At 36.9% G+C, this 24,663-nt stretch carries 25 protein-coding genes and 1 riboswitch; of the genes, 5 read left to right on the top strand and 20 right to left on the bottom strand.

Features of this window, described 5'->3' with window-relative positions; translation table 11 throughout:
- Positions 1-23 precede the first annotated feature (23 nt).
- The 7 genes from pyk to dnaE form a co-directional block, all read right to left on the bottom strand.
- Positions 24-1,784, bottom strand: coding sequence for a pyruvate kinase (gene pyk, locus ACTWQM_RS14915; protein ID WP_443258959.1), 1,761 nt, complete (start codon positions 1,782-1,784; stop codon positions 24-26).
- 22 nt (positions 1,785-1,806) lie between these two features.
- Complete coding sequence (gene pfkA, locus ACTWQM_RS14910) at positions 1,807-2,766, bottom strand: 6-phosphofructokinase (RefSeq protein WP_443258958.1); 960 nt, start codon at positions 2,764-2,766, stop codon at positions 1,807-1,809.
- A gap of 494 nt (positions 2,767-3,260) precedes the next feature.
- Entirely contained in the window at positions 3,261-4,217 is a 957-nt protein-coding gene (gene accA, locus ACTWQM_RS14905; protein ID WP_443258957.1) for an acetyl-CoA carboxylase carboxyl transferase subunit alpha, read from the bottom strand.
- Positions 4,214-5,077: an acetyl-CoA carboxylase, carboxyltransferase subunit beta gene (gene accD, locus ACTWQM_RS14900; RefSeq protein ID WP_443258956.1), complete on the bottom strand. Its 864-nt coding sequence runs from the start codon at positions 5,075-5,077 to the stop codon at positions 4,214-4,216. The genes accA and accD overlap by 4 nt, the downstream gene beginning before the upstream one ends.
- Before the next feature lie 371 nt (positions 5,078-5,448).
- Positions 5,449-6,081 carry a FadR/GntR family transcriptional regulator gene (locus ACTWQM_RS14895; protein WP_443258955.1) on the bottom strand — a complete coding sequence of 211 codons (633 nt, stop codon included), beginning with the start codon at positions 6,079-6,081 and terminating at the stop codon, positions 5,449-5,451.
- 24 nt (positions 6,082-6,105) lie between these two features.
- A complete protein-coding gene (locus tag ACTWQM_RS14890; protein ID WP_443259076.1) occupies positions 6,106-7,314 on the bottom strand; it encodes an NAD(P)-dependent malic enzyme in 1,209 nt (402 codons plus the stop codon).
- 166 nt (positions 7,315-7,480) lie between these two features.
- On the bottom strand, positions 7,481-10,855 hold the full coding sequence (gene dnaE, locus ACTWQM_RS14885) for a DNA polymerase III subunit alpha (RefSeq protein ID WP_443258954.1): 3,375 nt from the start codon (positions 10,853-10,855) through the stop codon (positions 7,481-7,483).
- 143 nt (positions 10,856-10,998) lie between these two features.
- On the opposite strand from dnaE, the gene ACTWQM_RS14880 reads away from it, so the two are divergent.
- The 3 genes from ACTWQM_RS14880 (at position 10,999) to ACTWQM_RS14870 (ending at position 12,164) form a co-directional block, all read left to right on the top strand.
- Positions 10,999-11,331, top strand: a complete 333-nt coding sequence (locus tag ACTWQM_RS14880) for a YtrH family sporulation protein (RefSeq protein WP_443258953.1) — start codon at positions 10,999-11,001, stop codon at positions 11,329-11,331.
- On the top strand, positions 11,331-11,834 hold the full coding sequence (gene ytrI / locus ACTWQM_RS14875; protein ID WP_443258952.1) for a sporulation membrane protein YtrI: 504 nt from the start codon (positions 11,331-11,333) through the stop codon (positions 11,832-11,834). The genes ACTWQM_RS14880 and ytrI overlap by 1 nt, the downstream gene beginning before the upstream one ends.
- 132 nt (positions 11,835-11,966) lie before the next feature.
- Positions 11,967-12,164: a hypothetical protein gene (locus ACTWQM_RS14870; protein WP_443258951.1), complete on the top strand. Its 198-nt coding sequence runs from the start codon at positions 11,967-11,969 to the stop codon at positions 12,162-12,164.
- 31 nt (positions 12,165-12,195) lie between these two features.
- On the opposite strand, the gene ACTWQM_RS14865 is transcribed toward ACTWQM_RS14870, so the two are convergent.
- A complete protein-coding gene (locus ACTWQM_RS14865) occupies positions 12,196-13,143 on the bottom strand; it encodes a DHH family phosphoesterase (protein ID WP_443258950.1) in 948 nt (315 codons plus the stop codon).
- A gap of 153 nt (positions 13,144-13,296) precedes the next feature.
- On the opposite strand from ACTWQM_RS14865, the gene ACTWQM_RS14860 reads away from it, so the two are divergent.
- The gene (locus ACTWQM_RS14860; protein ID WP_443258949.1) at positions 13,297-13,587 is read left to right on the top strand and encodes a YtpI family protein; all 291 of its coding nucleotides are present in this window, start codon (positions 13,297-13,299) and stop codon (positions 13,585-13,587) included.
- A 236-nt stretch (positions 13,588-13,823) separates the two neighbouring features.
- Here the strand turns inward: ACTWQM_RS14860 and ACTWQM_RS14855 are convergent, their stop codons facing one another.
- The 12 genes from ACTWQM_RS14855 to ACTWQM_RS14800 form a co-directional block, all read right to left on the bottom strand.
- A complete protein-coding gene (locus tag ACTWQM_RS14855; RefSeq protein WP_443258948.1) occupies positions 13,824-15,131 on the bottom strand; it encodes a DRTGG domain-containing protein in 1,308 nt (435 codons plus the stop codon).
- A gap of 72 nt (positions 15,132-15,203) precedes the next feature.
- Positions 15,204-15,431: a hypothetical protein gene (locus tag ACTWQM_RS14850; protein ID WP_443258947.1), complete on the bottom strand. Its 228-nt coding sequence runs from the start codon at positions 15,429-15,431 to the stop codon at positions 15,204-15,206.
- Between the two features lie 92 nt (positions 15,432-15,523).
- Complete coding sequence (locus tag ACTWQM_RS14845) at positions 15,524-16,072, bottom strand: hypothetical protein (protein ID WP_443258946.1); 549 nt, start codon at positions 16,070-16,072, stop codon at positions 15,524-15,526.
- Positions 16,065-16,607: a hypothetical protein gene (locus tag ACTWQM_RS14840; protein WP_443258945.1), complete on the bottom strand. Its 543-nt coding sequence runs from the start codon at positions 16,605-16,607 to the stop codon at positions 16,065-16,067. Before ACTWQM_RS14840 ends, ACTWQM_RS14845 begins: the two co-directional genes overlap by 8 nt.
- A gap of 12 nt (positions 16,608-16,619) precedes the next feature.
- Entirely contained in the window at positions 16,620-17,537 is a 918-nt protein-coding gene (gene pilM, locus ACTWQM_RS14835) for a type IV pilus biogenesis protein PilM (protein WP_443258944.1), read from the bottom strand.
- 12 nt (positions 17,538-17,549) lie between these two features.
- Positions 17,550-18,305 carry a prepilin peptidase gene (locus ACTWQM_RS14830; RefSeq protein ID WP_443258943.1) on the bottom strand — a complete coding sequence of 252 codons (756 nt, stop codon included), beginning with the start codon at positions 18,303-18,305 and terminating at the stop codon, positions 17,550-17,552.
- A gap of 110 nt (positions 18,306-18,415) precedes the next feature.
- Positions 18,416-18,781, bottom strand: coding sequence for a prepilin-type N-terminal cleavage/methylation domain-containing protein (locus ACTWQM_RS14825; protein ID WP_443258942.1), 366 nt, complete (start codon positions 18,779-18,781; stop codon positions 18,416-18,418).
- 44 nt (positions 18,782-18,825) lie between these two features.
- A riboswitch (cyclic di-GMP riboswitch) is annotated at positions 18,826-18,910 on the bottom strand.
- A 48-nt stretch (positions 18,911-18,958) separates the two neighbouring features.
- Positions 18,959-20,155, bottom strand: a complete 1,197-nt coding sequence (locus tag ACTWQM_RS14820; RefSeq protein ID WP_443258941.1) for a type II secretion system F family protein — start codon at positions 20,153-20,155, stop codon at positions 18,959-18,961.
- Between the two features lie 3 nt (positions 20,156-20,158).
- A complete protein-coding gene (locus ACTWQM_RS14815) occupies positions 20,159-21,199 on the bottom strand; it encodes a type IV pilus twitching motility protein PilT (RefSeq protein ID WP_443258940.1) in 1,041 nt (346 codons plus the stop codon).
- 12 nt (positions 21,200-21,211) lie between these two features.
- Positions 21,212-22,846, bottom strand: a complete 1,635-nt coding sequence (locus ACTWQM_RS14810; protein ID WP_443259075.1) for a GspE/PulE family protein — start codon at positions 22,844-22,846, stop codon at positions 21,212-21,214.
- Positions 22,846-23,283 (bottom strand): hypothetical protein, encoded by a 438-nt coding sequence (locus ACTWQM_RS14805; RefSeq protein WP_443258939.1) that lies wholly within the window; start codon positions 23,281-23,283, stop codon positions 22,846-22,848. The genes ACTWQM_RS14810 and ACTWQM_RS14805 overlap by 1 nt, the downstream gene beginning before the upstream one ends.
- Positions 23,280-23,702 carry a type II secretion system protein gene (locus tag ACTWQM_RS14800; protein WP_443258938.1) on the bottom strand — a complete coding sequence of 141 codons (423 nt, stop codon included), beginning with the start codon at positions 23,700-23,702 and terminating at the stop codon, positions 23,280-23,282. The genes ACTWQM_RS14805 and ACTWQM_RS14800 overlap by 4 nt, the downstream gene beginning before the upstream one ends.
- A 60-nt stretch (positions 23,703-23,762) precedes the next feature.
- Here ACTWQM_RS14800 and ACTWQM_RS14795 point away from each other — a divergent pair, with 60 nt between their 5' ends.
- Positions 23,763-24,554: a PulJ/GspJ family protein gene (locus ACTWQM_RS14795; RefSeq protein WP_443258937.1), complete on the top strand. Its 792-nt coding sequence runs from the start codon at positions 23,763-23,765 to the stop codon at positions 24,552-24,554.
- Positions 24,555-24,663: the final 109 nt, after the last annotated feature.

Raw genomic sequence — 24,663 nt, 5'->3', positions numbered from 1 at the left:
TTCTTTTTTACTCTAACACTCCATTATAATACACTTGCATGTCCTTTGTATATATCACCTTTTGCTCCGTCGATTGTAATGTCTTCACCATCTTCAATAAGATTGAATACGTCCTTGACGCCAACAATTACTGGGATTCCAAGACTCAACCCGACAACAGCAGCATGGGAAGTTAAACCGCCTTCTTCCGTTACAATTCCGCTTGCTTTTTCAATTGCTTCCATCATGTCCCGGTCTGTTCCATACGTCACAAGTATGTCATTTTCATCCAGTCTATCAATAGCTTCCTTTGAATTTTTGGCGACAATTGCTTTTCCAAATGCGTTACCACGGCCAATTCCTTGACCTTTAGCCATAACATCACCTATCACATGCACTTTCATTAAGTTAGTTGTACCACTCTCACCAACTGGAACACCTGCTGTGATAAGTACCCTGCTGCCACGCTCAAAGAGATTTGTACTTAGTCCTCTGTCAACTGCAATGTCCAGCATTTCATCAGTGGAGCGTGCTTTTTGTCCCATAATTGAATAGACACCCCAAACCAATGCGAGCTGACGGTTAACTAATTCTGAAAATGTTACCGCAACTATAGGCGACTTTGGACGATATTTTGATATCATTCGAGCAGTATGGCCGCTTTCTGTTGGGGTTATAATCGCACCAACAGACAAATTCATAGCTGTGTGTGTAACTGACTGACTAATTGCATCTGTTATAGTCATATCAACGGATTTTGAACGATTTGTTAATATCATTTTATGATCCAGGCCTGACTCTGCTTTTAAGGCAATGTTGCTCATTGTTTGAACCGATTCTACTGGATAATTTCCTGCAGCAGTTTCACCAGACAACATGATTGCATCCGTGCCATCAAAAATCGCATTGGCCACATCTGATGCCTCTGCGCGAGTAGGTCTAGGATTACGTTCCATCGAATCAAGCATTTGAGTCGCGGTTATTACCGGTTTACCTGCTGTGTTACATTTTTTAATTAAATCTTTTTGAACTAAAGGAACATCTTCAGGTGGAATTTCAACGCCCAAGTCTCCACGGGCAACCATTAAACCGTCACTTACTTCGAGGATGGATTCTATATTATCTACACCCTCCTGGTTTTCAATTTTAGGAATGATATGAATTTGTGTAGCATTATGCTTTTCCAGCAGTTCTCTTATTTCCAGTATGTCTGATGGGCGACGAACAAATGATGCAGCAATAAAATCCACACCTTGCTCGATTCCAAATTCAATATCCTGTGCGTCTTTTTCTGTAATACCAGGGAGGTTAACCTTTACATTTGGAACATTGACACCTTTTTTATTTTTTATCGTACCTGAGTTCAATGCTTTTGTTTTTATTTCTTTATTTGAAAAGTCAATTTCCAATACTTCCAATTCAATTAGTCCGTCATCCAATAATATTTTTGAACCAACGTGCACATCATCAATTAATCCTTTATAAGTAATCGAAAAATGCTCTGAATTACCTGCTATTTCATTCATTGATACATATACAGTACTTCCTTCAATTAACTCAGCTTCTCCATCTTCAAAAGAACCTGTCCTGATCTCAGGTCCTTTTGTATCTAATAGAATAGCAGTTGTTTTCCCCAGATTCTCTGATGTTTCTTTAATATTCCTAATGCGGTGCCCGTGTTCCTCATAGTCACCATGAGAAAAATTCAGACGCGCAACATTCATACCTGATTCAATTAATTGCTCTAAGGTTTCGGGTGATTCAGAAGCTGGTCCAATCGTACAAACAATCTTTGTTTTTCGCATTTTACTTCCTCCTTTACTGTCGTTATATAGATAACTCTTTAGATAATTGGTACATGTCCTGATTTATCGTATGTTTTTCAGATAGTATCCCTAAAATATCATGGTCAACAATTTCATTGTTTTGAATACCAACCATTTTTCCTGCTTTACCAGATAATAATAAGTCCACTGCCTTTGCTCCTAGCCTGCTTGCCAGAACTCGATCCGATGCTGTTGGAGAACCCCCACGCTGAATATGACCTAAAACAGTCACTCTCGTTTCCAAATTCGTTTCCTTCTGAATACGCTCGCCATATGCAAAGCCGCTGCCAACACCTTCAGCTAATATGATGATACTATGTTTTTTTCCTCGGTCATGACCGCGCTTAAGACGTAAAACTACATCTTGAAAGTCATCTGATTTTTCAGGAATAAGAATACTTTCGGCACCGTCGGCAAGTCCAGCCCATAATGCGAGATCTCCTGCGTCTCTGCCCATAACCTCAATAACATATGTACGTTCATGTGATGTTGCAGTATCACGTATCTTATCAATTGCTTCAATTATTGTATTCAATGCCGTGTCAAATCCAATTGTAAAATCCGTTCCAGAAATATCATTATCAATAGTGCCTGGTACACCAATACAAGGGTACCCTTTCTCACTTAGTTTTTGAGCACCTCGAAAACTGCCATCACCGCCAATTACGATTAATCCTTCGATACCATGCTTCTTCAGCTGCTCAATCCCTTTTTGCTGTCCTTCATCTGTTTTAAATTCTTCACAACGTGCAGAACGTAATAATGTTCCTCCACGTTGGATTATATCTCCCACAGATCCAATATCCATTTTATCAATGTTACCATCTATTAGACCTTGAAAACCATTTTTAACTCCATATATTTCCATATCATGAAAAATAGATTTTCTTACAACAGCACGAATAGCAGCATTCATTCCTGGTGCGTCACCACCACTCGTTAGTACACCAATTTTCTTCATTCTTTCACCTCATATTTTGCATTGTTTATTTTTGGTTACAACTGTGCAGTAAGAAGGTATTTATACTTTAGTATGAAAATACCTCTCTAGCTAGATTATAAATTCATTTTCATACAGTGGTTTCTTTAATTGCTTTATAAATTTTCTTTCTATGACTTTTATTTTTTAGCGGGTACAGGCGACGCTATATCCATATAAGGGTTGTCATTTTCGAAGTTATCCGGACACAGAAGCCCTTACTTCACTTCTACCATGTTACTAGAGCGCATTTGCGCTAATAAAATACCTGGTGTCCGCAATACCTCAATATTTGCTATATGAAAACACCTCTCTCAATCGATTACAAATTCATTTTTTCATGACAGATGGTGGCTGCTTAATCGGTGGCCAAATTGGTTCTTATCTACCAAAGATAATTGGAAATAGACAAAATATCAATTATTTAAGCTATAATAATGACCAAAAGGTTGACAATTGTCAACCTCATTTATCGTCTATATTTCTTTATACTCACCAATTTGCTTATATTTTTCCCATCTCTTCTCAAGTAATTCATCAGACTGCATCACACTTAATTCCTTGAGTGACTTTTCTAACACATGATCGATATTTTCAGCCTGGATCTTCACATCACGATGCGCACCACCCTTTGGCTCATCAATAATCCGATCAATAATACCAAGATTTTTCAGATCATAGGAAGTGATTTTCATCGTTTCTGCGGCTTTTTGGGCAAGACCAGAATCCTTCCACAATAAAGCTGCTGCTCCTTCAGGCGAAATAACCGAATACGTAGAGTTTTCCAGCATATGGATATGATCGCCAACACCCAATCCCAGGGCTCCTCCACTACCACCTTCACCAATTACAATACAGATAATCGGAACAGTAAGCCCTGCCATTTCCACTAAATTGTGGGCGATTGCTCCACTCTGCCCACGTTCCTCGGCAGCTTTTCCAGGATATGCTCCTTTTGTATCAATGAAGCTAACAATCGGGCGGTTAAACTTCTCTGCCTGACGCATATGTCTTAATGCTTTCCGATATCCTTCGGGATGTGGCATACCAAAATTACGGTGAATATTCTCTTTTGTACCTTTTCCACGCTGATGACCGATTACGGTTACTGGACTACCTTGATAAAGTGCTAATCCAGACACAATGGCTGCATCGTCCCCATATAAACGGTCGCCATGAAATTCAATGAAGTCAGTAAATATTTCTTCAATATAATCTAACGTCGTTGGTCGTTCCTGATGTCTAGCCATTTGTACTCTATCCCACGGCTGCAAATTGCCATAAATATCATTTTCCAATATCTCCAGCCGCTTCTCAAGCGTGGTTATTTCTTCTGTTAAATCTATTTCACTATCTTCTGTAAAACCTTTCAATTCAGCGATCTTTTCCTTAAGGTTAACGATTGGCTTTTCAAAATCAAGTACTTGTTTCATGCGTTTTCTCCACCCTTTCCATGCATCATAAGTAAGGTGGTTAAAAGAGATTTCATTTCATGACGGTGGACCACTTTATCCAGTTGGCCATGCTTTAATAAAAATTCTGCTGTTTGAAAATCATCTGGAAGCTTTTCACGAATAGTCTGTTCAATTATTCGCCGGCCAGCAAATCCAATCAATGCCCCTGGTTCTGCAAAGTTATAATCACCTGATGAAGCAAAACTTGCGGAAACTCCACCAGTAGTTGGGTGTGTCATCACCGATATCATTAATCCACCTGCTTCAGAGAATCGCTTAATCGCTACAGACGTTTTTGTCATTTGCATTAGACTTAGAACACCCTCCTGCATCCTGGCACCACCAGACGCAGTAAATATTATTAAAGGCATAGACTCATTTTTAGCATTCTCGATGGCACGAGCAATTTTTTCTCCCATAACGGAGCCCATGCTCCCCATCCGAAAACTTGCATCCATAACGCAGAAAGCTGTAAGTTGTCCATCAATTGAGCCTTTACCTGTTACCACACCTTCATTAAGCCCAGTCTTTAATCGATCTTTTTCTATTTTTTCCTCATATTCCGGGAAATCTAATGGGTTAGTAGTTGTCATTTGTTTGTCCCATTCCTCAAATGTACCCTCATCAAATAGACTTTCGATACGTTCCCAGGCTGTTAATGAATGGTGATAGTCACAATTAGGACAGACATTTACATTTTTATGCATCTCTTTACGATAATAAATTTTATGACAGCCGATGCATTTCTTCATTAATCCTTCTGGTACCTCAAGTTTACCTTGTTCACTCGGGATAGAAGCATACTTTTTTTTCTTCTTGCCAAAAAAATCCTTAAGCAAGGTGATTCCTCCTTTTCTAACAAACCCAGACAACAAAAAGGAAGTAAAACCTTCATGTCGTTTTTATATACTATAACGAACCACACCTGAAAAAGGTGTCAAAAATCGTCGATAAAAAATTATTTTAAATGAATCAATTTCATCATTCAATAGTAAAGCAGTAACTTCTAAATGTGCTAAGCCTGTTGATTTCTACTTCAAGCGAACATGGCATGAGCCTCCTTGCCCCGGCAAGGGCTAAGCCGACGTTATCCGTAAAGGACGGTTTTAGTCGGCCTTCAATTAGTCGCACTGCGGGGTTCTCAAGGTTCATGCGATGTCGCCGTCCGCAGTAAAAATCAATTATGGTAGTACGTTGATTTCACAAGTATTTATGAAATTGACTCAATTGACAACTTATCAAATAATTCTTCTATCATCTCATAATTTCTTGTTTTATAAAGTTGAATGAGTTCCTGGTAAAATGCCTTATCATAAGACAGTTTAACAATAGTATAGGAAAACTCGTCCATTAATTTCCACACCTTTGCAAGTAACAGATTATCCGCTTTCCTAAATAAATAGTTAAAGAATGCTACATGTTTCTCAATAGGATCTAACTCACTATTATGGGTAATAGATTGTAACTGATTGATATCATTTTCACTGATACTATGGTATGCAATCTTAGCAACTTCTTTTTCCATCACTTTTTTTGTTATCAGCAAGTCCTTTTTCGTTTTGTTTCCCTGCAAGATAAATGATGATAGCAATTCTACTGTTTGATATGGGCGATACGTGCTTAAATAAGTGCCTTCCCCTCGCCTCGTTTCAATCAGCCCTAATAACTCCATTGCTCGCAGCGCTTCTCTAACCGATGATCTGCCTGCTTTTAGATTATCAGCTAGTTCGCGTTCAGATGGAAGTTTATCCCCAGGGTCTAAATCGTTGCTGTCAATATACTTGCGAATTTCCTGTAATACATCTTGATATACTTTTTGTTTAGGTGACATGGACACAGCCATGAATCACTCCTTTAAACATTAAAATTACTTCCCGTCTAAATGTGTAAGCTTTCTTGTCTTTTCAGCCACACTTTCAGGGTCTACTTGAATTCTCGCTACACCGGACTCCATTGCAGCACGTGCAACACTGGATGCTACAAGAGGGGCCACTCTCGAATCAAATGGAGCTGGAATTACATAATCAGCATTCAGTTCTACCTCAGTTATTAAAGAGGCAATCGCTTCTGCTGCAGCAACTTTCATTTTCTCATTGATGCGAGTTGCTCTAACATCTAATGCCCCTCGAAATATTCCCGGAAATGCAAGCACATTATTTACCTGATTAGGAAAATCGGAACGTCCTGTCCCAATTACTTTCGCACCTGCTTCTTTTGCTTCATCTGGCATGATCTCAGGATCGGGATTCGCCATTGCAAAAATAATCGGATCATCACTCATCTTTGTAATCATGTCCTGTGATAATAAACCACCAACAGAAACACCAATGAACACGTCTGCATCCTCTAACATTTCTTCCAATGAACCTTCTTTATTATCTTTATTAGTCATTTTTGCAACTTGATCTTTTACATCATTCATTCCATAGGATCTGCCTTCAAAAATAGCACCTTTAGAATCACACATAATCATATCACGAACGCCAAAGTTGTATAATAATTTTATAATAGCAATACCTGCTGCTCCAGCACCATTCGCTACAACTTTAATTTCAGAGAACGATTTGCCTATTAATTTAAGTGCATTAATTAAACCGGCAACAGTCACTATCGCTGTTCCATGCTGATCATCATGAAATATTGGTATGTTCATTTCTTTTTTTAATCGTTCTTCAATAATAAAACAATTGGGTGCAGCAATATCCTCTAAGTTAACACCACCAAAAGTCGGTTCCATTAGTTTGACAGATTGTACAATTTCTTCTACATCATTTGATGCTAAACAAATTGGAAAAGAATCAACACCGGCAAAACTTTTGAAAAGAACTGACTTTCCTTCCATTACAGGCATTGCGGCCTCCGGACCTATATTACCTAATCCCAGAACAGCTGAACCATCACTTACAACAGCCACCATATTACCTTTCATGGTATAATCGTATACTGTTTCTCTATGATCATAAATTTCTTTACATGGCTCTGCAACACCTGGTGAATACGCCAAACTTAAATCTCGTGCATTACGAACTGGTACCTTTGATTCCGTGGATATTTTCCCTTTATTAACTTTGTGCATATGCAATGCTTCGTCTCTTAAGTTAGACACGTGGATCACTCCTTTATGTAGTAGAAATTATTGTTGTATGGTTATTCATAGGTGGTCTGACCACTTAACTATTTAATTATAACAGATGGGAAAATTGTGTAAAGAAGAAAGCAACTGTGACAGCAGTCATCAGAAGTCAGTTACCGTCACTCCCCTGCAACTCATCCAATACTACATTATCATCTCCAAAATGGTTTCGTAACAATACTAAACACTTATTAGTAGGATTAATCAAATAATCATTTGATAATTGATATGTTGACTTATTCATTTGGTGATAGATAATAACTGATGTTCCACCCCTGTATTCATTTGCTATTTTTTTAATGGTTGTCAATGCATTTTCATTATTTTGCTCGGTTAGTTTAATAAATAACCTTTGTTTCTGAATTCGCTCCCATGCTTCGCCCTCAAACTCCTCTATATAGGACATAATACATTGTATCTTATCATTTCGTTTTTCTATTTTACCAGTAAATGTAATAATTGCTTCTTCGGACAACCACCGATGAACATCACGGTATAAATCCGGAAAAATAACCGCCTCCATATCCCCTGTTTCATCACCAACTGTGACAAAAGCCATCGATTCTCCACGTTTGGTACGGATCGTTTTAATTGCCTGAACAATACCTGCACTTTTGAGGTTTTTCTTCCCAACCAGTTTTTGAGCCCTGGTCACGGATAGATGGTCATATGCTGTCAGAATACTGCGGTACTTTTTCAATGGGTGGCTGGAAACATATATACCAAGCAATTCTTTCTCGTCACTCAGTTTTTTCATTAAGCTAAAATCCTCTATATCAACATAATCAGCTTCCAAGTCAAGCTTTTCCTGAAACAGGTTTGATTGATCTGTAAATTCTTTGAATAGTTCCCCTTGTTCCAAAGCCTGATCTACCGATGCCAATAGACTTGCACGATTCCAATGAAATTCATCGAAAGACCCAGCCATGATAAGCGTCTCAAGTGTTTTTCTGTTTACTGCCTTTGGAGAAACACGTAGACAAAAATCGAATAGACTTTTAAAAGGGCCTTCTTTTCTGACGCTAATAATTTCCTTAATAACTTGATTTCCGATTCCTTTAATAGAGTGCAGGCCCATTCTTACACTGTCTTGCTCAACGACATACTTACCAAAACTTTTATTAATTGCAGGCGGGGCTAACGTTATACCCATTTCTTTAAGTTCCTTCATATATAGATGTAACTTATCCTGCTGACTGGCAACAGAACTTAACAGCTCTGCAAAGAAACACGCGGGATAATGCGCTTTTAAATAGGCAAGCTGATACGAAATCCTGCTATATGCAACAGCATGGCTTCGGTTAAATCCATAATTTGAAAACCTTACAATCCACTTAAATATTTCGTCAGCAACATTTTTCTGGTAACCATTCTTTAAGCACCCTTGAATAAAAGACTCTTGTTGCTGTTCCATAATAGATTGTTGTTTTTTACTTACAGCCCTACGTAAAATATCTGCCTGTCCTAAAGAGAATCCAGCAATCTGATGGGCAATTTGCATAATCTGCTCCTGATAGATTAATACGCCATATGTTTTTTCTAAAATAGGAGCAAGATCCGGATGTGGATAATCAATTTTGTGCCGCCCATGTTTTCGGTCAATGTAAACAGGTATATTTTCCATTGGACCGGGGCGATACAATGCGTTAACAGCTACAATATCTTCAAACGACGTTGGCCCAAGTCTTGTTAATACCTGTTTCATCCCCTGTGACTCTAACTGGAAGACACCGTTCGTTTTCCCTTTTTGCAACAATGCATATGTACTTGGGTCTTCATCTGGTATTTCGGTTAACTTGATAGTTAGCTTCGACTCATATTTAATTGTCTTAATAATCCGTTCCAGTAATGTTAAATTACGCAACCCCAGAAAATCCATTTTCAATAGACCAATTGCCTCCAGGTCATTCATGGGAAATTGAGTTAAACCTGTATCATTTGCCCCTAATGTTAGTGGCACATCTTCAACCAAAGCCTCATCGCTTATTACCACACCAGCAGCATGGGTCGAAACATGCCTTGGTAATCCTTCAAGTTTTGTTGCTACGGCAAAAAGTGCTTTCAATTTAGCTGATTGCTTTATGTATTGCTGCAAATCAGGTGAATCTTTCACATATTCTACAATGGAACTTTTAGCTTGGACAGGAATTTCTTTTAAAATAAAATAGGCATCCTGCTGGTCAATTCCTATTGTTTTGATAAGTTCACGTAACAAGGAACGGGCCGCAAAAGTTCCGAATGTTATAATCTGTGCTACATGTTCATCACCATATTTATTTCGCACATAATCAATAACTTCATCTCGTCGGTGATCCGAAAAGTCGATATCGATATCAGGCATTGTCACACGCTCAGGATTTAGAAAACGTTCAAATAATAATTCATATTTAATAGGGTCAACCTCGGTAATTCCGAGAACGTAAGCAACAACAGATCCAGCAGCAGATCCGCGTCCGGGTCCTACTAAAATACCATTCATTTTTGCATATGCAATAAAATCCCACACAATTAAAAAGTAATCACTGAACTGCATCGATTGAATTATATTGAGTTCATATCTTAACCGTTCAGCAATCCCATCTGTAACAGATTCATATTTTAATTGAACATTTTTCCAACACATTTTCTCAAGGTATGTATGAGCATCCAGTTGATCCGGGACAGGATAGGATGGCAGCATTCTTCTCTCAAAGTCGAACGTAACGTTACACTTATCTTTAATGTAATCCGTTTCAGTAAGCACTTCTGGCCAAGAAGATTCAAAAAGCTGCTCCATTTCAGTAGCTGAACGTAAATGGTGCTGTTTAATAGCTGGATCAGTTATTTGAAGTGACCACCCTCGATCCATTTTCATTGCTTGTAAACAATCATATGCAATATCATCTTTCTCATCCAAATACCGAACATCATTCCAGGCGACAACAGGAATATGGTAAATCTCATAGAAAGCTTTAAGTGAATTGTTAATCTTTCTTTCTTTTTCCAGCCCATGGTCCTGAATTCCAATATAAAAGTCATTCGAATGAAACATATACCATTCTGACTCTAAATAAAACTTCACCTTATCGTGTGTTTCGGTTAGTAAAAGTGATTCCATTGTTTTGTTCACAGCAGGTATTATACAAATCAAATCTTTGCTATAAAATTTAAGATCAGCTTTTTCAATACCTGCTTTTTTGGATAACTGTATGTGTGTGCTCATTTTAGTAAGGTTTTTATAACCTTGGTTATTTTTAGCTAACAGGACACATGTCTCTGTTACATCTTCGGCAGCAGCAACCTCCACCGTCATTCCAATAATAGGTTTAATTCCATTTGCTCTACAGGCTTTATAAAAAGGGATAGTGCCATATAAAACATGCTCGTCTGTAAGTGCCAGTGCATCAAACTTCAGTTCACGTGCTTTATCAACCAGTTTACTAATTGTAATGGTACTATTCATAAGGCTATAACCACTTCGTACCTGTAAATGCGTAAATGACATGCTATCCCACCTTTCTTCCATTATTATAGCTAAATTATTCTGAATCTGCATCAAATTTCAATTGTATCCCATCGTGCATCGTAACATATCTTGTCCACACCAATCATACAATGTTAGGAGTAAATTCATAAGGAGCGTAAATAATGGAGGAACGGTTTATAGCTCAATTTATACATTGTTTTTTTATAGCCTTTGGCGTAATTATTGGTGGGGCCATTATTGGAAGTATGGGATCGTTTGCTACAGGCGATGCACCGTTTACCTCAATTAGCCGTATTGCTAAAAGCCTGCGAATCTGGGCAATTGTTGCTGCTATAGGCGGAACATTCGATGCAATCGCTAATTTTGAAAAAGGAATCTATGATAACTCAACCCTTGACATGGTAAAACAAATTTTACTCATTTTATCTGCTATGGGTGGGGTTAAGACAGCTATGATTTTAATAGGATGGCTAATTCTGGAGGATGTAGGGTAATGCATATTCCACCATACCATAAAAGAAAAGGATGGCAGCGATTTCTGGTTGGTACCGTCATTGGTGCAATAATAGCTTACTTTATTTTTGTCTATATGCATGGGTACATGTATGAGCAATTATTAGAAGAAAACAGGGATCTTCAGTCACAGGTGAATGAACTGGAGAATCAGAATGAAGCTTTATTAAAGGATAATAAGGATCTTGACGAGAAATCAAAAGAATCTTTAACAGTCGATTCAATTGAAATAGAAATTACCAACAAGGACGAACTTCGTCTGGATAGATTAATAATACACGATTTGGAAGAATTAATGAAGAAAGAAATTGAGGATATCATCGGACAGGATCTAACTATCGTGTCGGAAAGTTCCGAACTATTAAAGTCAACCATACAAAATAAGAATTTTAAGGTAGATGATTTCACATATAAGTTTGCTGTTCAAACACTAGTCATTACACCGACAGTAAAAATAACAGTCGAAGCAGAAATTTCCAACTAACTATGACCATTTCATGAAATATCATTAATTTTGTGGCAATTTCATCAGTAACATAATACAATTAAGATAGAAGCAAAGTCATTTTATAATCCACTTTCATAAAATAATTTTATTGAAAGGAGCTGATTTACAATGCTTATTATGAATCCCAGACACATTCGCGATGAAAAAATTGCCCAATTAAAAGAGGGGCGCACAGCATTTGCTGAATCTGAAGAACTAATTAGACTAATGAAACGTTCGATTGACCGAGATAATCTTAACGTACATTACGATCAAACAAATATAGGTTGCTGGTTTATACCAATGCCAGATAGCAAGAGCAGTTAAAACAAAAGTGCTAATTTCAGCACTTTTGTTTTTATTTTGGATAAGCTAAGCATGCTTCTTCTAAGTCTTGTATAACATTTTCCGTTTCATCCCAACTGCTCACGGACGCACCTGCTGCCATGGGATGACCACCACCATTATATTTCCCGGCAATCTCATTAATTACTGGCCCTTTGGAGCGTAATCGAACACGAATAAGATCAGTTTCTTCAATAAAGAATGCCCATGCCTTTATCCCTTCAATATCACCAAGTACACCTACCAACTGACCGGAATCAGATGGGTCAACCTGAAATTCATCCAAAATCTCTCTTGTCAGCTTTATCGTACTCATACCTGAAGAAGCTAACTGGAAGTGTTGCAGAATATATCCCCGCAGTCTGGCAATGTTGTCTTTTATACTGTAAATGCCATCATATAGACTTGATCGATCAAAATTATAGGTAACTAGCTCTGCTGCATGCTGAAATGTTTTTTTCGATGTACTTGGAAATAAAAATCTTCCCGTATCACCAATGATACCTGCATACAAAAGTCGTGCAGCTTGATCATTTAGTTCAAGCCCCTCATTTTTCCCATTGAGAAACAGATCATAGATCATTTCACTAGTAGAGCTTGAGGTGGTATCCACCCACATTATATCTCCGTATTCATCTACATTTGGGTGGTGATCAATTTTAATAAGCATCGAACCAAGTTCATATCGCTGATCACATATACGTGCAGCATTTGCAGTATCACAGACAATTACAAGTGCATCTTTGTATGTTTCATCACTTATTTGATCCATTCTGATCAAAAAATTTAATGAAGGCTCTTCTTCACCAACAATATAAACTGCCTTCTCAGGAAACGCCTGTAAAATTAATTCCTTTAAACCTGCTTGCGAACCGTATGCATCCGGATCTGGACGTACATGACGATGAATTATGATGGTTTCATATTCCTTAATAGATTGAATTATTTTTTCTAAACTCATTTTTTGGCTCCTATCTTAGCAGATTACTGCATAAATTCAACTAAGGCTTATCTATATAAAAGCTTAGTCACATAATATATGAAAGTTTATACTTCCTTAACGATTAAAAACAAGCTACAATAAATAAAGACATTAAATTTAGGAGTAGATTATATGATTATTTTTCCGATTATTATCATGCTCTCGCTTGTTTTTTATGTATACTATAAAGTTGCAATAATAAAGACTAGCGATAAATTAACCCAAGCATATTTTAACGCAAAGTCACGTATAAGTCTTGGAAGCTTCCTATTCTTCTTTGGCATTAATCAATACATATTCTATCAAACACAAATCTCGTTGTTTATCGGATTTGTATTTCTAATCCTGGGTGGGCTACAGCTTAATCTGGGCTTTAGAGAAACGAAACATTACCGCAAAGAATGGAAACGAATCAATGCTTAATAATGGGGAAGCTGACTAACAACTGGTCAGCTTTTTACATTGTCTGGGGGAACTATAAGATTTGAGCGACTACCTAGCAACGTCCAGCCCCGACGTACAGGATGTACTCGTACCGGTGATGCCACAGGACGTGGCGTTCTCACCGAACAGCCTCCAGAAACCAGTGCACTTCCTTCACCTTCGTACGATAAATAAACAACGGCCCAGTCCAGTTCGTACACTTACGTTTTTGTTCTTTAACGGTCAATTAGTTGTGCCATTAAAAGTCCTTTTCCAACCATCTTTTTTTCATTATAAACTTCTATATCTATTTTAGCATAGATTCTCCCAGCTTCTAATAATTCAGGTTTAATTATTAAATTACTATCTATTTGTACTGGCTTAATAAAATAAACAGTAAGATTTTCAACAACCAGGTCACCTTTTTTAATATTACGCAGCACTCGGCTGCTCGCTTCTGTCATTAATGCGGTAAAAACACCATTTGAAAGAGTTCCAAGTTGATTTGTCATCTGTGGGGTGACATGCGCCTGGAAAATTGACTCATCACCCTCAATTGCCTGCAAGTTTCTTGAGACCACATCATCAATCGTCTCACCAACTTGTGGCTGGCGCTGAATTTGCTGTAAGGCCTTTAATACATCCTGACGAGATACCACACCTTTAAGTTTATGAGATGCATCCACAATAGGGACGACTTCTATTCCCTCCCAAACCATCATATGAGCGACATAAGCAAGCGATGTTTTATCCTGAACGACAATTGGGTTTTTAGTCATAACTTTCTCAATTAACGTAGTGTGATCCTTTCCAATTATATCTTTGGACGTTATCATTCCAGTCACCCGTTCTTTTTCATCCACCACTGGATATCTGGTGTGAGTTGACTGGTCGTTAAGTTCATACCACCGCTTCAATTTATCTTTAGCATATAAATAATACGATTCATCAGACGGTGTATAAATATCACCTACAAACACAATTTCCTTTTTAATTAATTGGTCATAAATTGCCCTGTTGATCATCGCTGCAACCGTGAATGTATCATAGCTGGTAGACATGATAGGTAATTCTTTTTCATCAGCTAAGAGCTTGATATCATCATTCGTATCAAACCCGCCAGTGATTAATACAGCGGCTCCTTCACTTAATGCTAATTCATGTGCTTTCACTCGATTACCGACAATTAATAATGACCCTGCTTCTGTATAGCGCATCATGGCATCAAGCTGCATAGCACCAATAACAAATTTACTTAAAGTTTTGTGTAACCCTTTCCGGCCACCCAGAACTTGTCCATCTACAATATTGATTACTTCAGCAAATGTTAATTTTTCGATATTTTCCTTCTTTTTACGCTCAATTCGAATCGTGCCAACGCGTTCAATGGTACTAACCAGGCCTTGATTCTCGGCATCCTTTATTGCCCGATATGCCGTCCCTTCACTAACATTTAACGTTTTCGCTATTTGTCTCACAGAGATTTTATGGCCGATTTCCAATGATAATATATGTTGTAAAATTTGTTCATGTTTAGTTGCCATTTCCGCTCACCGACTTTCAACTGTACTAGTCAATATCTATACTGTTTATTATACAGTTGATACACGGAAACCTCAATGATTAAGCGTTTGTCGGCTTCTTACTCGTTCCTGTTCCATAATTGGAGGCTTGGTAATTTGTAAAAGAGTTGCAAAATTAGCTCCGACTACCAGAACTATGAACAAGAGCCATCCTCCCCAAAAAACAAGCTCCACCTGTGATGCCGCACTTGGAATAACGGGCCATGCAAAATAAAGTAAAAAGCCAGCTAATAATAATCGTAATATCGCATATTGGCGCATGAATATCCCTCCTCAAAATACCTTATGATAATTTGAGAATGATAAGAACAGTTACTGATAACAGATTTAAAAAGAATAGCCTTTAAAAAAGACTATCCTGTGTAAAAGGTTTTAAATGATACTGTTATAAAAACCTGTTCTGCATCCTGTTGTAAATCAATTGTTTCTATCATCATTAGTCTTTTGCTTTCAGTCATTTCAGACAAGAAGGAATTTATATCACTGAGTTTTGATCCTGTAGCATCTAGTGAATATATATTCTCATTTAATTTCATGGATTCTTCTTCCTCCTGCTGAACCGCTGCCTGATTTGCTGATTGATTACTTGATTCAATATAATTAATTGTTACATTCGTGTCACTCGCAATAGTGTGTACGTTTAGTAATACATCATCAGGTGAACTTTCCCGCGGTACTTGTAGAGCAAGAGCTGACAATTCCTCACTCGGACTTTTCTCCTTTGATTGACTTTCCGTTTTTTCGATTTGGTTTTCATACATAGAGACCTTTTTATCAAGAGTACTCACTTCTGACTGCAATGGATCAATTACAGTGAAATAACAAACCCCATAAATAATAAAAGTAGCTAATAATATTCCTAGTAACCAATACGTATGAATTTTTGTCCACTGTTTAATCATTTTCACCAAGCTCCTTCACTAAAGCTTCACTATCCAAACTAATAGTTAATGTTGTCTGATATGACGTCTCCATTTTACTCACACTGGTTAATTCAGTATCTAAGACATAGTCTTGGCCAAGTATAACTTTTACATAATTCGAGACATTTTTAAGTGAAGTAAATCTTGCATCAATGATAAGTTGATTCTCACTTGTGAAATTATAACTTAGCAACTGTTCAGACGACGACAGAAAGTTAAGCATTTGTTTATACAAAGCCACATTGGGAATCATTCCGTCTTTTAAAGTTGATACATTTTGCTGCAGTTGCTCGTGTTGTTTTTCCCCGGCAAGCTCACCTTGTTTTTCCAGTAATTGTGTTTCCAATTGTGATACTTTATTTGTTTGATTTTCTATTCGATTCTCGTAATTATATTTTTGATACAGAAGTACAGTAATTACACTAGCAAGTAGTAAAATACTCACAACGCCTAATAAAAGGGGAGCTATATGTTTTTTAGATTGATTTTCAAGCAAATTGATTTCTGTGTTCATGATTACTCCCCTTTACGAATCCTGTTTCAGTGCCAGACCAAGGACATCAGCATACTTCACCTGTAATTTCCCTTCAGGAAACTTGTATAACTTTATGGTAACAGCATCAGATAAGGCTTTTTTAACATCATCAAGAAATGGAAAATCACCAGCTAACAGCAATAAACTTATTCTTGCTGTACCTTTCGTTAAAGAGTACTGATAAAAATCGATAAACCGATTAATTTCTATAATAGAGTCGTCAATGATTTGTTTTCCTAAGGTCTCGTCCAATTCTGACTGATCCGTGTGAGTTGGTAGTTTCATATAACGGGTAAAAATTGCTTTATGGTTTTGAAAAGCAGTTAAAACGAGTGCGTCGTGATTCCAGTGAATTTGGAGTACATGATTAATGTCCGATTCCTGGAATAAATAATAATAAAATCGATAAACCGATAAAGAAGTAAGGTCAGCAGCAACTGATTTAAGACCTGCCTCATCAAAAATTTCTTTGAATGATTCTATTTTATCCTTTGGGTACGCGAATAAAAGAATGTCTCTGTTTTCACCATCTGCCTCCAGAAACTCAATTGCAAGTGTTGGGTTACCAAATGGCAGATATAAACTGTTGCCAATCTGTGTCTTTACATAACCAATCGCTTCATCATTTGTCAGTGTTGCCGGAATTTGCAGCCGACGAATTACAACTGTGTCATCCTGCATACAAAAATAGAGCTTTTTTCTTCTCCATTTATTTTTCCTAACCAACCGATTAACAGCTTTTTGCAGAGATTGTGTACTGGTAATTATTCCGTCTTTAATTGTCCCTTCAGGCAGTTCCACTTCACCATGTTTTACTAAGCTTTTTATAGAAGAACTTTTATGATACGAATACCGTAAAACTCTATTTGTAATTACTATATTTACTCTACCATTATTAAAAATTCCCAAACTATCACCTGCTTACAAAAATAAATTAAAATACCAGTTTACTAATCTTTCACCGTAAAAATATGTAATTAGTGTTGCAACAACAATATATGGACCAAATGGAACGGGTTGCTTGCGGTCGATTACCTTTAAGATAAGCAGCAGCATTCCTATAATTGCACCAATCATACAGGAGAGGAAAAATGCCAGTAACACCTTATCAATTCCCAAAATAATGCCTAAGATACCGAACAGTTTCATATCTCCCGCGCCCATTCCACCACTACTAATAATTATAATTAATGCAAGGAGCGTAATTCCAATTATACCACCAAGAATGGATGACCACCACGGATCCAAAGGCTGTACGATACGGATGATGATGAGTAATGGCAGAAAGAAGAGAAGTACTCTGTTTGGGATTAACATATATGTTATGTCGGACACCAATATAATCATAAGCATCGAAACCAGAAGTAACGCCGTAATGATTTCTAGATTTATTCCTACTAATGAGTAGCTTAATGCAAATAAAATACCTGTAGACAATTCAATTACAGGGTATATAAACGAAATCTTTTTTTGGCAATGGCTACATTTAGCCCCTTGGATGACAAATGAAATAACCGGTATATTCTCATACCATGACAATTGATGGCTACAATTGGGGCAAATTGAACGGTCGTTTGCGAAGGGTATATTTTCTGGCAGGCGCAATCCAACTACATTAAAAAATGAGCCAAAAATTAGGCCAAGGAGGAAGAAAAATGTTATTAGTAAAATATCCATTCGTGTGGCTCCTTATTGTAAAGCTAGAAGAATATATATTGAAGAATACGCCCTGCAACTATTAGTGCAAGGCGTAGGTTATAATTAAAATCATTTTAAATTATGTTGTTTTAGTCAACACTTTCATCTCCACCATATTCAAATTTCCCATTTCCATCTTTAGTAACAGTACCAGAATATTTGGTATCTGTTCCTGGAACTGTAGGAACTTCATCTAGATACCCTTTTTTCTTTAGCTGGTTCAGAGTGATAGTATCATCCTTGCCATAGTTACCACTAACATCTGCTAACCTTGCAGCATTTTTGATCAGTTCTACATTTGCGTCATGAGCCTTTTTCTCAGATTCACCAATAACATTTCCTATCGTCGGTACTGCTATAGCAACAATAATCGCCAATATTGCAATAACTGCCAACAGTTCAACAAGGGTAAACCCCTTTTCTTTTTTCATCATCTTTTTCATGCGTTCTAGCATAAAAATCCCCGCCTCTCTTACTATATAAGATATAAAGTCTATTAAACTTAGCTGGCCGGTTGCACTACTTACTCCAAACTACCAAAATGCCCAAATTGCAGGTAATTTATCATCGCATCCTACTATATTCCTATGTACACTATAATACATTTTCAGACAAAAATCTACTAATTTTTTCTAGATATTTTCAAACAAAGAAAACATTGGAATAACAACTGCGGTAATGATGCTGCCTACGATTATTGTCAGTATAATAATCATAAGCGGCTCGATTAATGTTTTGATTCGATTCGACAATTGTTCTACTTCTTCTTCGTAAAATGCTGCAGCTTTTGAAAGCATATTGTCTAAAGTCCCGGTCTTCTCACCAATCTGGATCATTTGAACAACTAGTGCCGGAAATGCCCAATGTTCTTTCATAGGATTAGTAATCGATTCTCCTACTTCCATCGATTTCCTGGATTGCTCTAATACATCTCGAATCACACGATTTCCAACCACTTTTTCGGTGATTTCGACCGATTGTAGGATTGGTACAGAACTATTTACTAAAGTACTCAACGTTTGTGTCATCCGAACCAAGACACCTTTATGTGCAAGCACACCTAAAAAGGGAAACTTCATTTTTAGCTTATCGGCCCGGTAAACAAACGCATCATTCTTCAACAGGTACTTATAAATTGCAATACCTAATAATACTACAGCAATAAGCACCCACCAAAAGGCACTAACCCAACTGCTCAGACTCAAAATAAACTGGGTATACGCCGGAATCTCTTCACCAAAGGAATTAAACATTCCTACGAATTGTGGAACAATGAATACTAGCAAGAACATACTTAATAAAAGTGTGATAACCCCTACAACACCGGGATAAAGTAATGCTGAAACTACTTTTTGTTTATTACGATATTCTTTCTCGTAATAATCAGCCATCTGGTTTAATATGTCATCAAGTTTACCACTAGCCTCCCCGGCCCGGATCATGTTGACGAGTAGAGATGGAAAGACCTTCGGGTGACTTTCAACTGCTTTTGAAAGGGCCTGTCCCTGGTCAAGTTGTTTATCAATAGCAGTCAGTGCTTGCCTTAATGCATAATTGTCCGTTTGCCTTGACATCGTCTTCGTAGCTTCTGAAATCGATATACCAGCATGAATCAATGTTGCATATTGCCTTAGAAAAATAACAAAGTCCTTATTTTTAACTCTTCTATTAATAGATAATTCCTTATTCCACGATTTCGTCTCATCTATATCGATTACGATTATACTATCCTTTTCTAACCGTACTAGCGCATCTTTTTTTGAATCAGCCTCTATCCTTCCTTTTGTTTTGTGACCAGATGCATGTTTTCCACTATATTGATAGTTCATCCATTAAAAACCCCTTTCCTGCATAAAAGGAGCAGCCGATTCATAGGAAATTAGGTCTTCTTTTAGTAACCGTTTGAGATCCATTTCAAGCGTGTGCATGCCCTGTTCTTTTGATGTTTGCAGCACATTCTGAACTTGATGCAGTTTTTCATTACGGATTAAGTTCTTAACAGCAGGTGTATTAATCAGAACTTCTGTTGCCGCCCGCCTCCCCATATTATCTTTTGTAACTAGTAATCGCTGGGAGATAACAGCTTTTAAAATGGATGATAACTGGATGCGGATTTGTATTTGCTGTTCAGATGGAAATACATCAATAATTCGTTCGATTGTTGATACTGCATCTGTTGTATGGAGGGTACCTAATACTAAATGTCCCGTTTCCGCAGCGGTAATCGCTGTTGAGATAGTTTCTAAGTCACGCATTTCACCAACTAAAATGACATCAGGGTCCTGTCGCAGGCTTGCTCTAAGTCCATTAACAAAGCTATTTGTGTCAAAACCAATCTCACGTTGATCAATAACCGACTTGTTATGTGTATGCATATATTCAATCGGATCTTCTAAAGTAATAATATGGTTTTGCATCGTTTGGTTCATATGATGGATCATGGAAGCAAGCGTCGTACTCTTTCCACTTCCGGTTGGCCCTGTTACAAGCACTAGTCCCTGTGGCTTATGCATAATATCCTTGGTAATCGTCGGGAGATGCAATTCCTCAATTGTTGGAATGCTAGTAGGTACAATTCGAATTGCCAAAGACAACTGATTCCGTTGATAAAATACATTAATCCGAAACCTTGAAACCCCACTAATTCCATAAGAGAAATCCAGCTCGCGTTTCTCTTCCAGCCATTGCAAAAGATTATTCGGGATAATCTCCTTTGCAATATCTTGTGTATCAGATGGTCTTAGAGCTGGCTCTTCCTGCTCAATCAGGTTACCGTTGATGCGAAATATAGGGGCTTTTCCAATAGTTAAGTGCACGTCTGACGCTTGTCTGTGGAAAGCATTTGTCAACCATTTTTTAAATTTTTCACTCATATGAGAAACCCCCTAAATATTAATTGAAACTTGCATAATTTCTTCCATGGATGTCAATCCTTCTTTAATTTTTTCTAACCCATCCTGAATCAAAAAATTCATGCCTTGTTGCTTTGCATAGGAACGAATCTCTGCTATTGATTCATTATTCAGCAACATACTTTTAATTTTTTCATCAACTACCAGAACTTCTTGTACTGCAATTCTGTTGCGATAGCCTTGCTGGTGACAACTGCTGCACCCTTTTCCGAAATAAACAAAGGCAGCTTCTATACCATTTTGATCAAATATTTCTTTCTCCATTTCAGTTAGCTCTCGTTCCGTAATACAATCCCGGCAAATTTTGCGGACTAATCGCTGTGCAACGATACCCGATAAGGATGAAACAACTAAATACGGCTCAATCCCCATATCAATTAATCGCGGTACCGTATCAACTGCACTATTGGTATGGACTGTGCTAAATACTAAATGGCCTGTTAAAGAAGCCCTAATGGCAATCTCTGCTGTTTCCTGATCTCGAATTTCACCAACCATAATAATATTCGGATCCTGCCTTAATATCGAACGTAACCCGTTTGCAAAAGTGAGCCCAATTGAACTTTTAACCTGTACTTGATTAATACCGTCCAACTGGAACTCAACAGGATCTTCAACCGTAATTATGTTCACATTCTCTTGATTCAGCTGATTGATAGACGCATATAATGTTGAAGTTTTCCCTGACCCTGTTGGTCCTGTTAACAAAACAAGTCCTGAAGGCTGGGTAATTAACTGCTTATATTTTTTAAAGTTATCTTCTGAAAAATTCAACTCACTTAATTGCATTAGCGCATTATTAAGATCCAGAATTCGTATTACAATCTTTTCACCATGAACTGTAGGAAGGCAGGAAATCCGTAAATCTACTGGCGTTTCTCCTACATTCGTTTTAATTCTTCCATCCTGTGGTAGCCTTGTTTCTGTTATATTTAAGTTTGCCAAAATTTTAATTCTAGCAATTAAAGCATTCTGCATTTGCTGTGGTATTATTTTTTCCGTTTGCAATCTTCCATCTATTCGATAACGGATGTTTACATTTTTTTCTTGCGGGTCTATATGAATGTCACTTGCTTTAAGCTGGATTCCTGTATGTAAGAGTTGATCAAGTAACTGAATTACTGGAGCCTCATTATCATTTTCGGTATTAGTCTCTATTGCTAGCTTAGAGTCATTCTTAAAATAGTATTTATTAATAGCAAATAGAATATCGTCTTTTGCTGCAATAACAGGCGATATACTAAATCCTGTTGCCATTTCTAAATCGTCAATAATGTAATAATCCATTGGATCCTTCATTGCTACTGTCAAGGCATTATCCTGGACTTTTAGAGGCATTATATAATTTTGCTGTGCCATCTCCTTTGTTACATAGCCTAGAACATACTGATCAATTGGGTATTGATATAAAGAGACATGTGGAATACCTAATTGAAATTCCAGAACTTCGATCAGTTGGCGTTCCGTAATTACCCCACGTTCAAGTAAAGCATCACCCAGTTTTTGATCTTCCTTTTTATTTTCCAGTGCCTGGTTTATATGATTCTCAGTTACAAGACCTGCCTCTAGTAAAAGATCCCCTAGTCGCTTACGTGCTATCAAAGTCATCACTCACTTTCAAATGTAATGATAATGGTTTCCTCAATCTTCATTTCTTTGTTATGTGCAGTACCAACACTAATAAATTTAACGGTAACCTGGTCTTCTGTTCTCTCTTCTATATAGGATTCTTTAATCAAAAATTTATGGTTCCCTGAATCCCATATAACCGGATTTTGTGGCAAAATAATTTCAGCTATGTTTACGTCCCCCGGCTCTTCCACTCCTGTATCTGTATCATCAATATATTTCTTTACAACATCTCTATAATAATCACTACCCATTTCGGCCGCGAGTCGGGCATCTATTTGTTTTTCCATAGTCGTAACTTGTTTTGTTGTATTTGTAATCTGGTAAAATTGGGTCAGAATGAAAATAAAAAATAATGTAATGATCATCAATGTAAGTACAAGTGCCGCACCATTTTCACTTTTATAATTAATCACTTTGGATCACCTTGAATATAAGTATACGATTCACTTACTAATCTATCATCAGTAGAAAATATTTTAATATGAGTACGATATAAATTCACATCTTTTTCATTACAAACATTAAGTTTAGCCTCGTATTTTTCATTATTTAACTGATATTCTCTAAGAATTACGTCTTCAGTTGAACCATTCTCACACTTGGTGACATTTTCCCCAAATGAATCGACAACATTTATGTCTTTTGCCTCGTTCGCTACTTCACTCAAAAGGTTACTGGCTACTAATTCATCATCTGTTTTTTGTGACCAGCTCATTATTTGTGGGAAAATGGGTAATAACACCGCAATAACCATTCCTAGAATCGCAATTGATGCTATAATTTCAACAAGGGTAAATCCACTACTATTTATTTTTTTAAATCTAGTATACAATTGAATTCACACCTTACCCGTGACTTTTAACCTATTATAGCATTTATTGGATGTGTAAACATGAAACTTCGACAATTTTCAACTGAAAAAGGCATGACATTAGTAGAATTACTGGCAGCACTCAGTTTGTTTGCAGTGGTGATCGCCCTTTCATCTACAGTTATTATTCAAATGATGAGTAGTGAAGAAAATACTAGTAGACAAATCTCTTTAAATCAGGAAACTAATGTTTTAGTTAGTGAATTAAGGAAAGAATATACTAAAAAAAGTGATGAAGTTGAAGATGCAGAAAAATTTAATATTTGCTATCAGAAAATTGATGGAATAAATGTAAAACAAGTCATTACTTTTTTAGATGATAAACAACAAACGAAACAATTAAATAATGATTGCATAATAGGAATGACAAAGCAAGAAGTTCTGCCGATAGAAATAACAACAGCAAATGAGGCTGATCAGGCCCTTACAATTAAAACAACTTGGAGAAATAATGACGAATATGTAATAGAGCTAAAAAATGAAGAAGATGAAAAATACGAGTTTACTGAGGATGGAAAGTCTGCTAACTGTGACTATAACCAAAACACTCGATTTAAAAATGCTGGTAATAATAAGAAAGTAATGTTCAAAGATGATTGTAAAGTTAATGGCAGTGCGTGGATAGCTGGAGATATTGAAGTAAAAAATGAAATAAAATTAGTAGTAGAGAAGAACCTTTACATTAGTGATAACGTAAGAATAGTTGGGAAAGGCGGAAACGATAAAGCAGGGCATCTTTGTGTTAAAGGAGAAATATACTTTCCAGAAGGTAAATCAGAAAGTGATTATGATATAGATTTTAAATGCAATTAGAGTCTAAAAGTTTCATAACCAATAAATATTTAAGATATTATACTTACTCGAGTCAATTTCAAAAATACTTATATTTATCATTTATCCGAATAATTTTGTGAACTACTAT

This window comes from Virgibacillus sp. L01 (assembly GCF_052246775.1).
Taxonomy (GTDB): domain Bacteria; phylum Bacillota; class Bacilli; order Bacillales; family Amphibacillaceae; genus Lentibacillus.
The sequence above is the reverse complement of the archived record's forward strand: the minus strand, read 5'-3'. Positions and strand labels throughout refer to the sequence as shown.

Coding starts and splice junctions, on each gene's coding strand:
- ACTWQM_RS14795 (WP_443258937.1), top strand. CDS start 23,763: ATGAAACTTCGACAATTTTCAACTGAAAAAGGCATGACATTAGTAGAA.
- ACTWQM_RS14820 (WP_443258941.1), bottom strand. CDS start 20,155: ATGAACTATCAATATAGTGGAAAACATGCATCTGGTCACAAAACAAAA.
- ytrI (WP_443258952.1), top strand. CDS start 11,331: ATGCATATTCCACCATACCATAAAAGAAAAGGATGGCAGCGATTTCTG.
- dnaE (WP_443258954.1), bottom strand. CDS start 10,855: ATGTCATTTACGCATTTACAGGTACGAAGTGGTTATAGCCTTATGAAT.
- ACTWQM_RS14870 (WP_443258951.1), top strand. CDS start 11,967: ATGCTTATTATGAATCCCAGACACATTCGCGATGAAAAAATTGCCCAA.
- ACTWQM_RS14855 (WP_443258948.1), bottom strand. CDS start 15,131: ATGGCAACTAAACATGAACAAATTTTACAACATATATTATCATTGGAA.
- ACTWQM_RS14810 (WP_443259075.1), bottom strand. CDS start 22,846: ATGACTTTGATAGCACGTAAGCGACTAGGGGATCTTTTACTAGAGGCA.
- ACTWQM_RS14860 (WP_443258949.1), top strand. CDS start 13,297: ATGATTATTTTTCCGATTATTATCATGCTCTCGCTTGTTTTTTATGTA.
- ACTWQM_RS14865 (WP_443258950.1), bottom strand. CDS start 13,143: ATGAGTTTAGAAAAAATAATTCAATCTATTAAGGAATATGAAACCATC.
- ACTWQM_RS14850 (WP_443258947.1), bottom strand. CDS start 15,431: ATGCGCCAATATGCGATATTACGATTATTATTAGCTGGCTTTTTACTT.
- ACTWQM_RS14825 (WP_443258942.1), bottom strand. CDS start 18,781: ATGCTAGAACGCATGAAAAAGATGATGAAAAAAGAAAAGGGGTTTACC.
- ACTWQM_RS14845 (WP_443258946.1), bottom strand. CDS start 16,072: ATGATTAAACAGTGGACAAAAATTCATACGTATTGGTTACTAGGAATA.
- ACTWQM_RS14840 (WP_443258945.1), bottom strand. CDS start 16,607: ATGAACACAGAAATCAATTTGCTTGAAAATCAATCTAAAAAACATATA.
- ACTWQM_RS14830 (WP_443258943.1), bottom strand. CDS start 18,305: ATGGATATTTTACTAATAACATTTTTCTTCCTCCTTGGCCTAATTTTT.
- pfkA (WP_443258958.1), bottom strand. CDS start 2,766: ATGAAGAAAATTGGTGTACTAACGAGTGGTGGTGACGCACCAGGAATG.
- accA (WP_443258957.1), bottom strand. CDS start 4,217: ATGAAACAAGTACTTGATTTTGAAAAGCCAATCGTTAACCTTAAGGAA.
- ACTWQM_RS14880 (WP_443258953.1), top strand. CDS start 10,999: ATGGAGGAACGGTTTATAGCTCAATTTATACATTGTTTTTTTATAGCC.
- pyk (WP_443258959.1), bottom strand. CDS start 1,784: ATGCGAAAAACAAAGATTGTTTGTACGATTGGACCAGCTTCTGAATCA.
- ACTWQM_RS14895 (WP_443258955.1), bottom strand. CDS start 6,081: ATGGCTGTGTCCATGTCACCTAAACAAAAAGTATATCAAGATGTATTA.
- ACTWQM_RS14815 (WP_443258940.1), bottom strand. CDS start 21,199: ATGAGTGAAAAATTTAAAAAATGGTTGACAAATGCTTTCCACAGACAA.
- ACTWQM_RS14890 (WP_443259076.1), bottom strand. CDS start 7,314: ATGCACAAAGTTAATAAAGGGAAAATATCCACGGAATCAAAGGTACCA.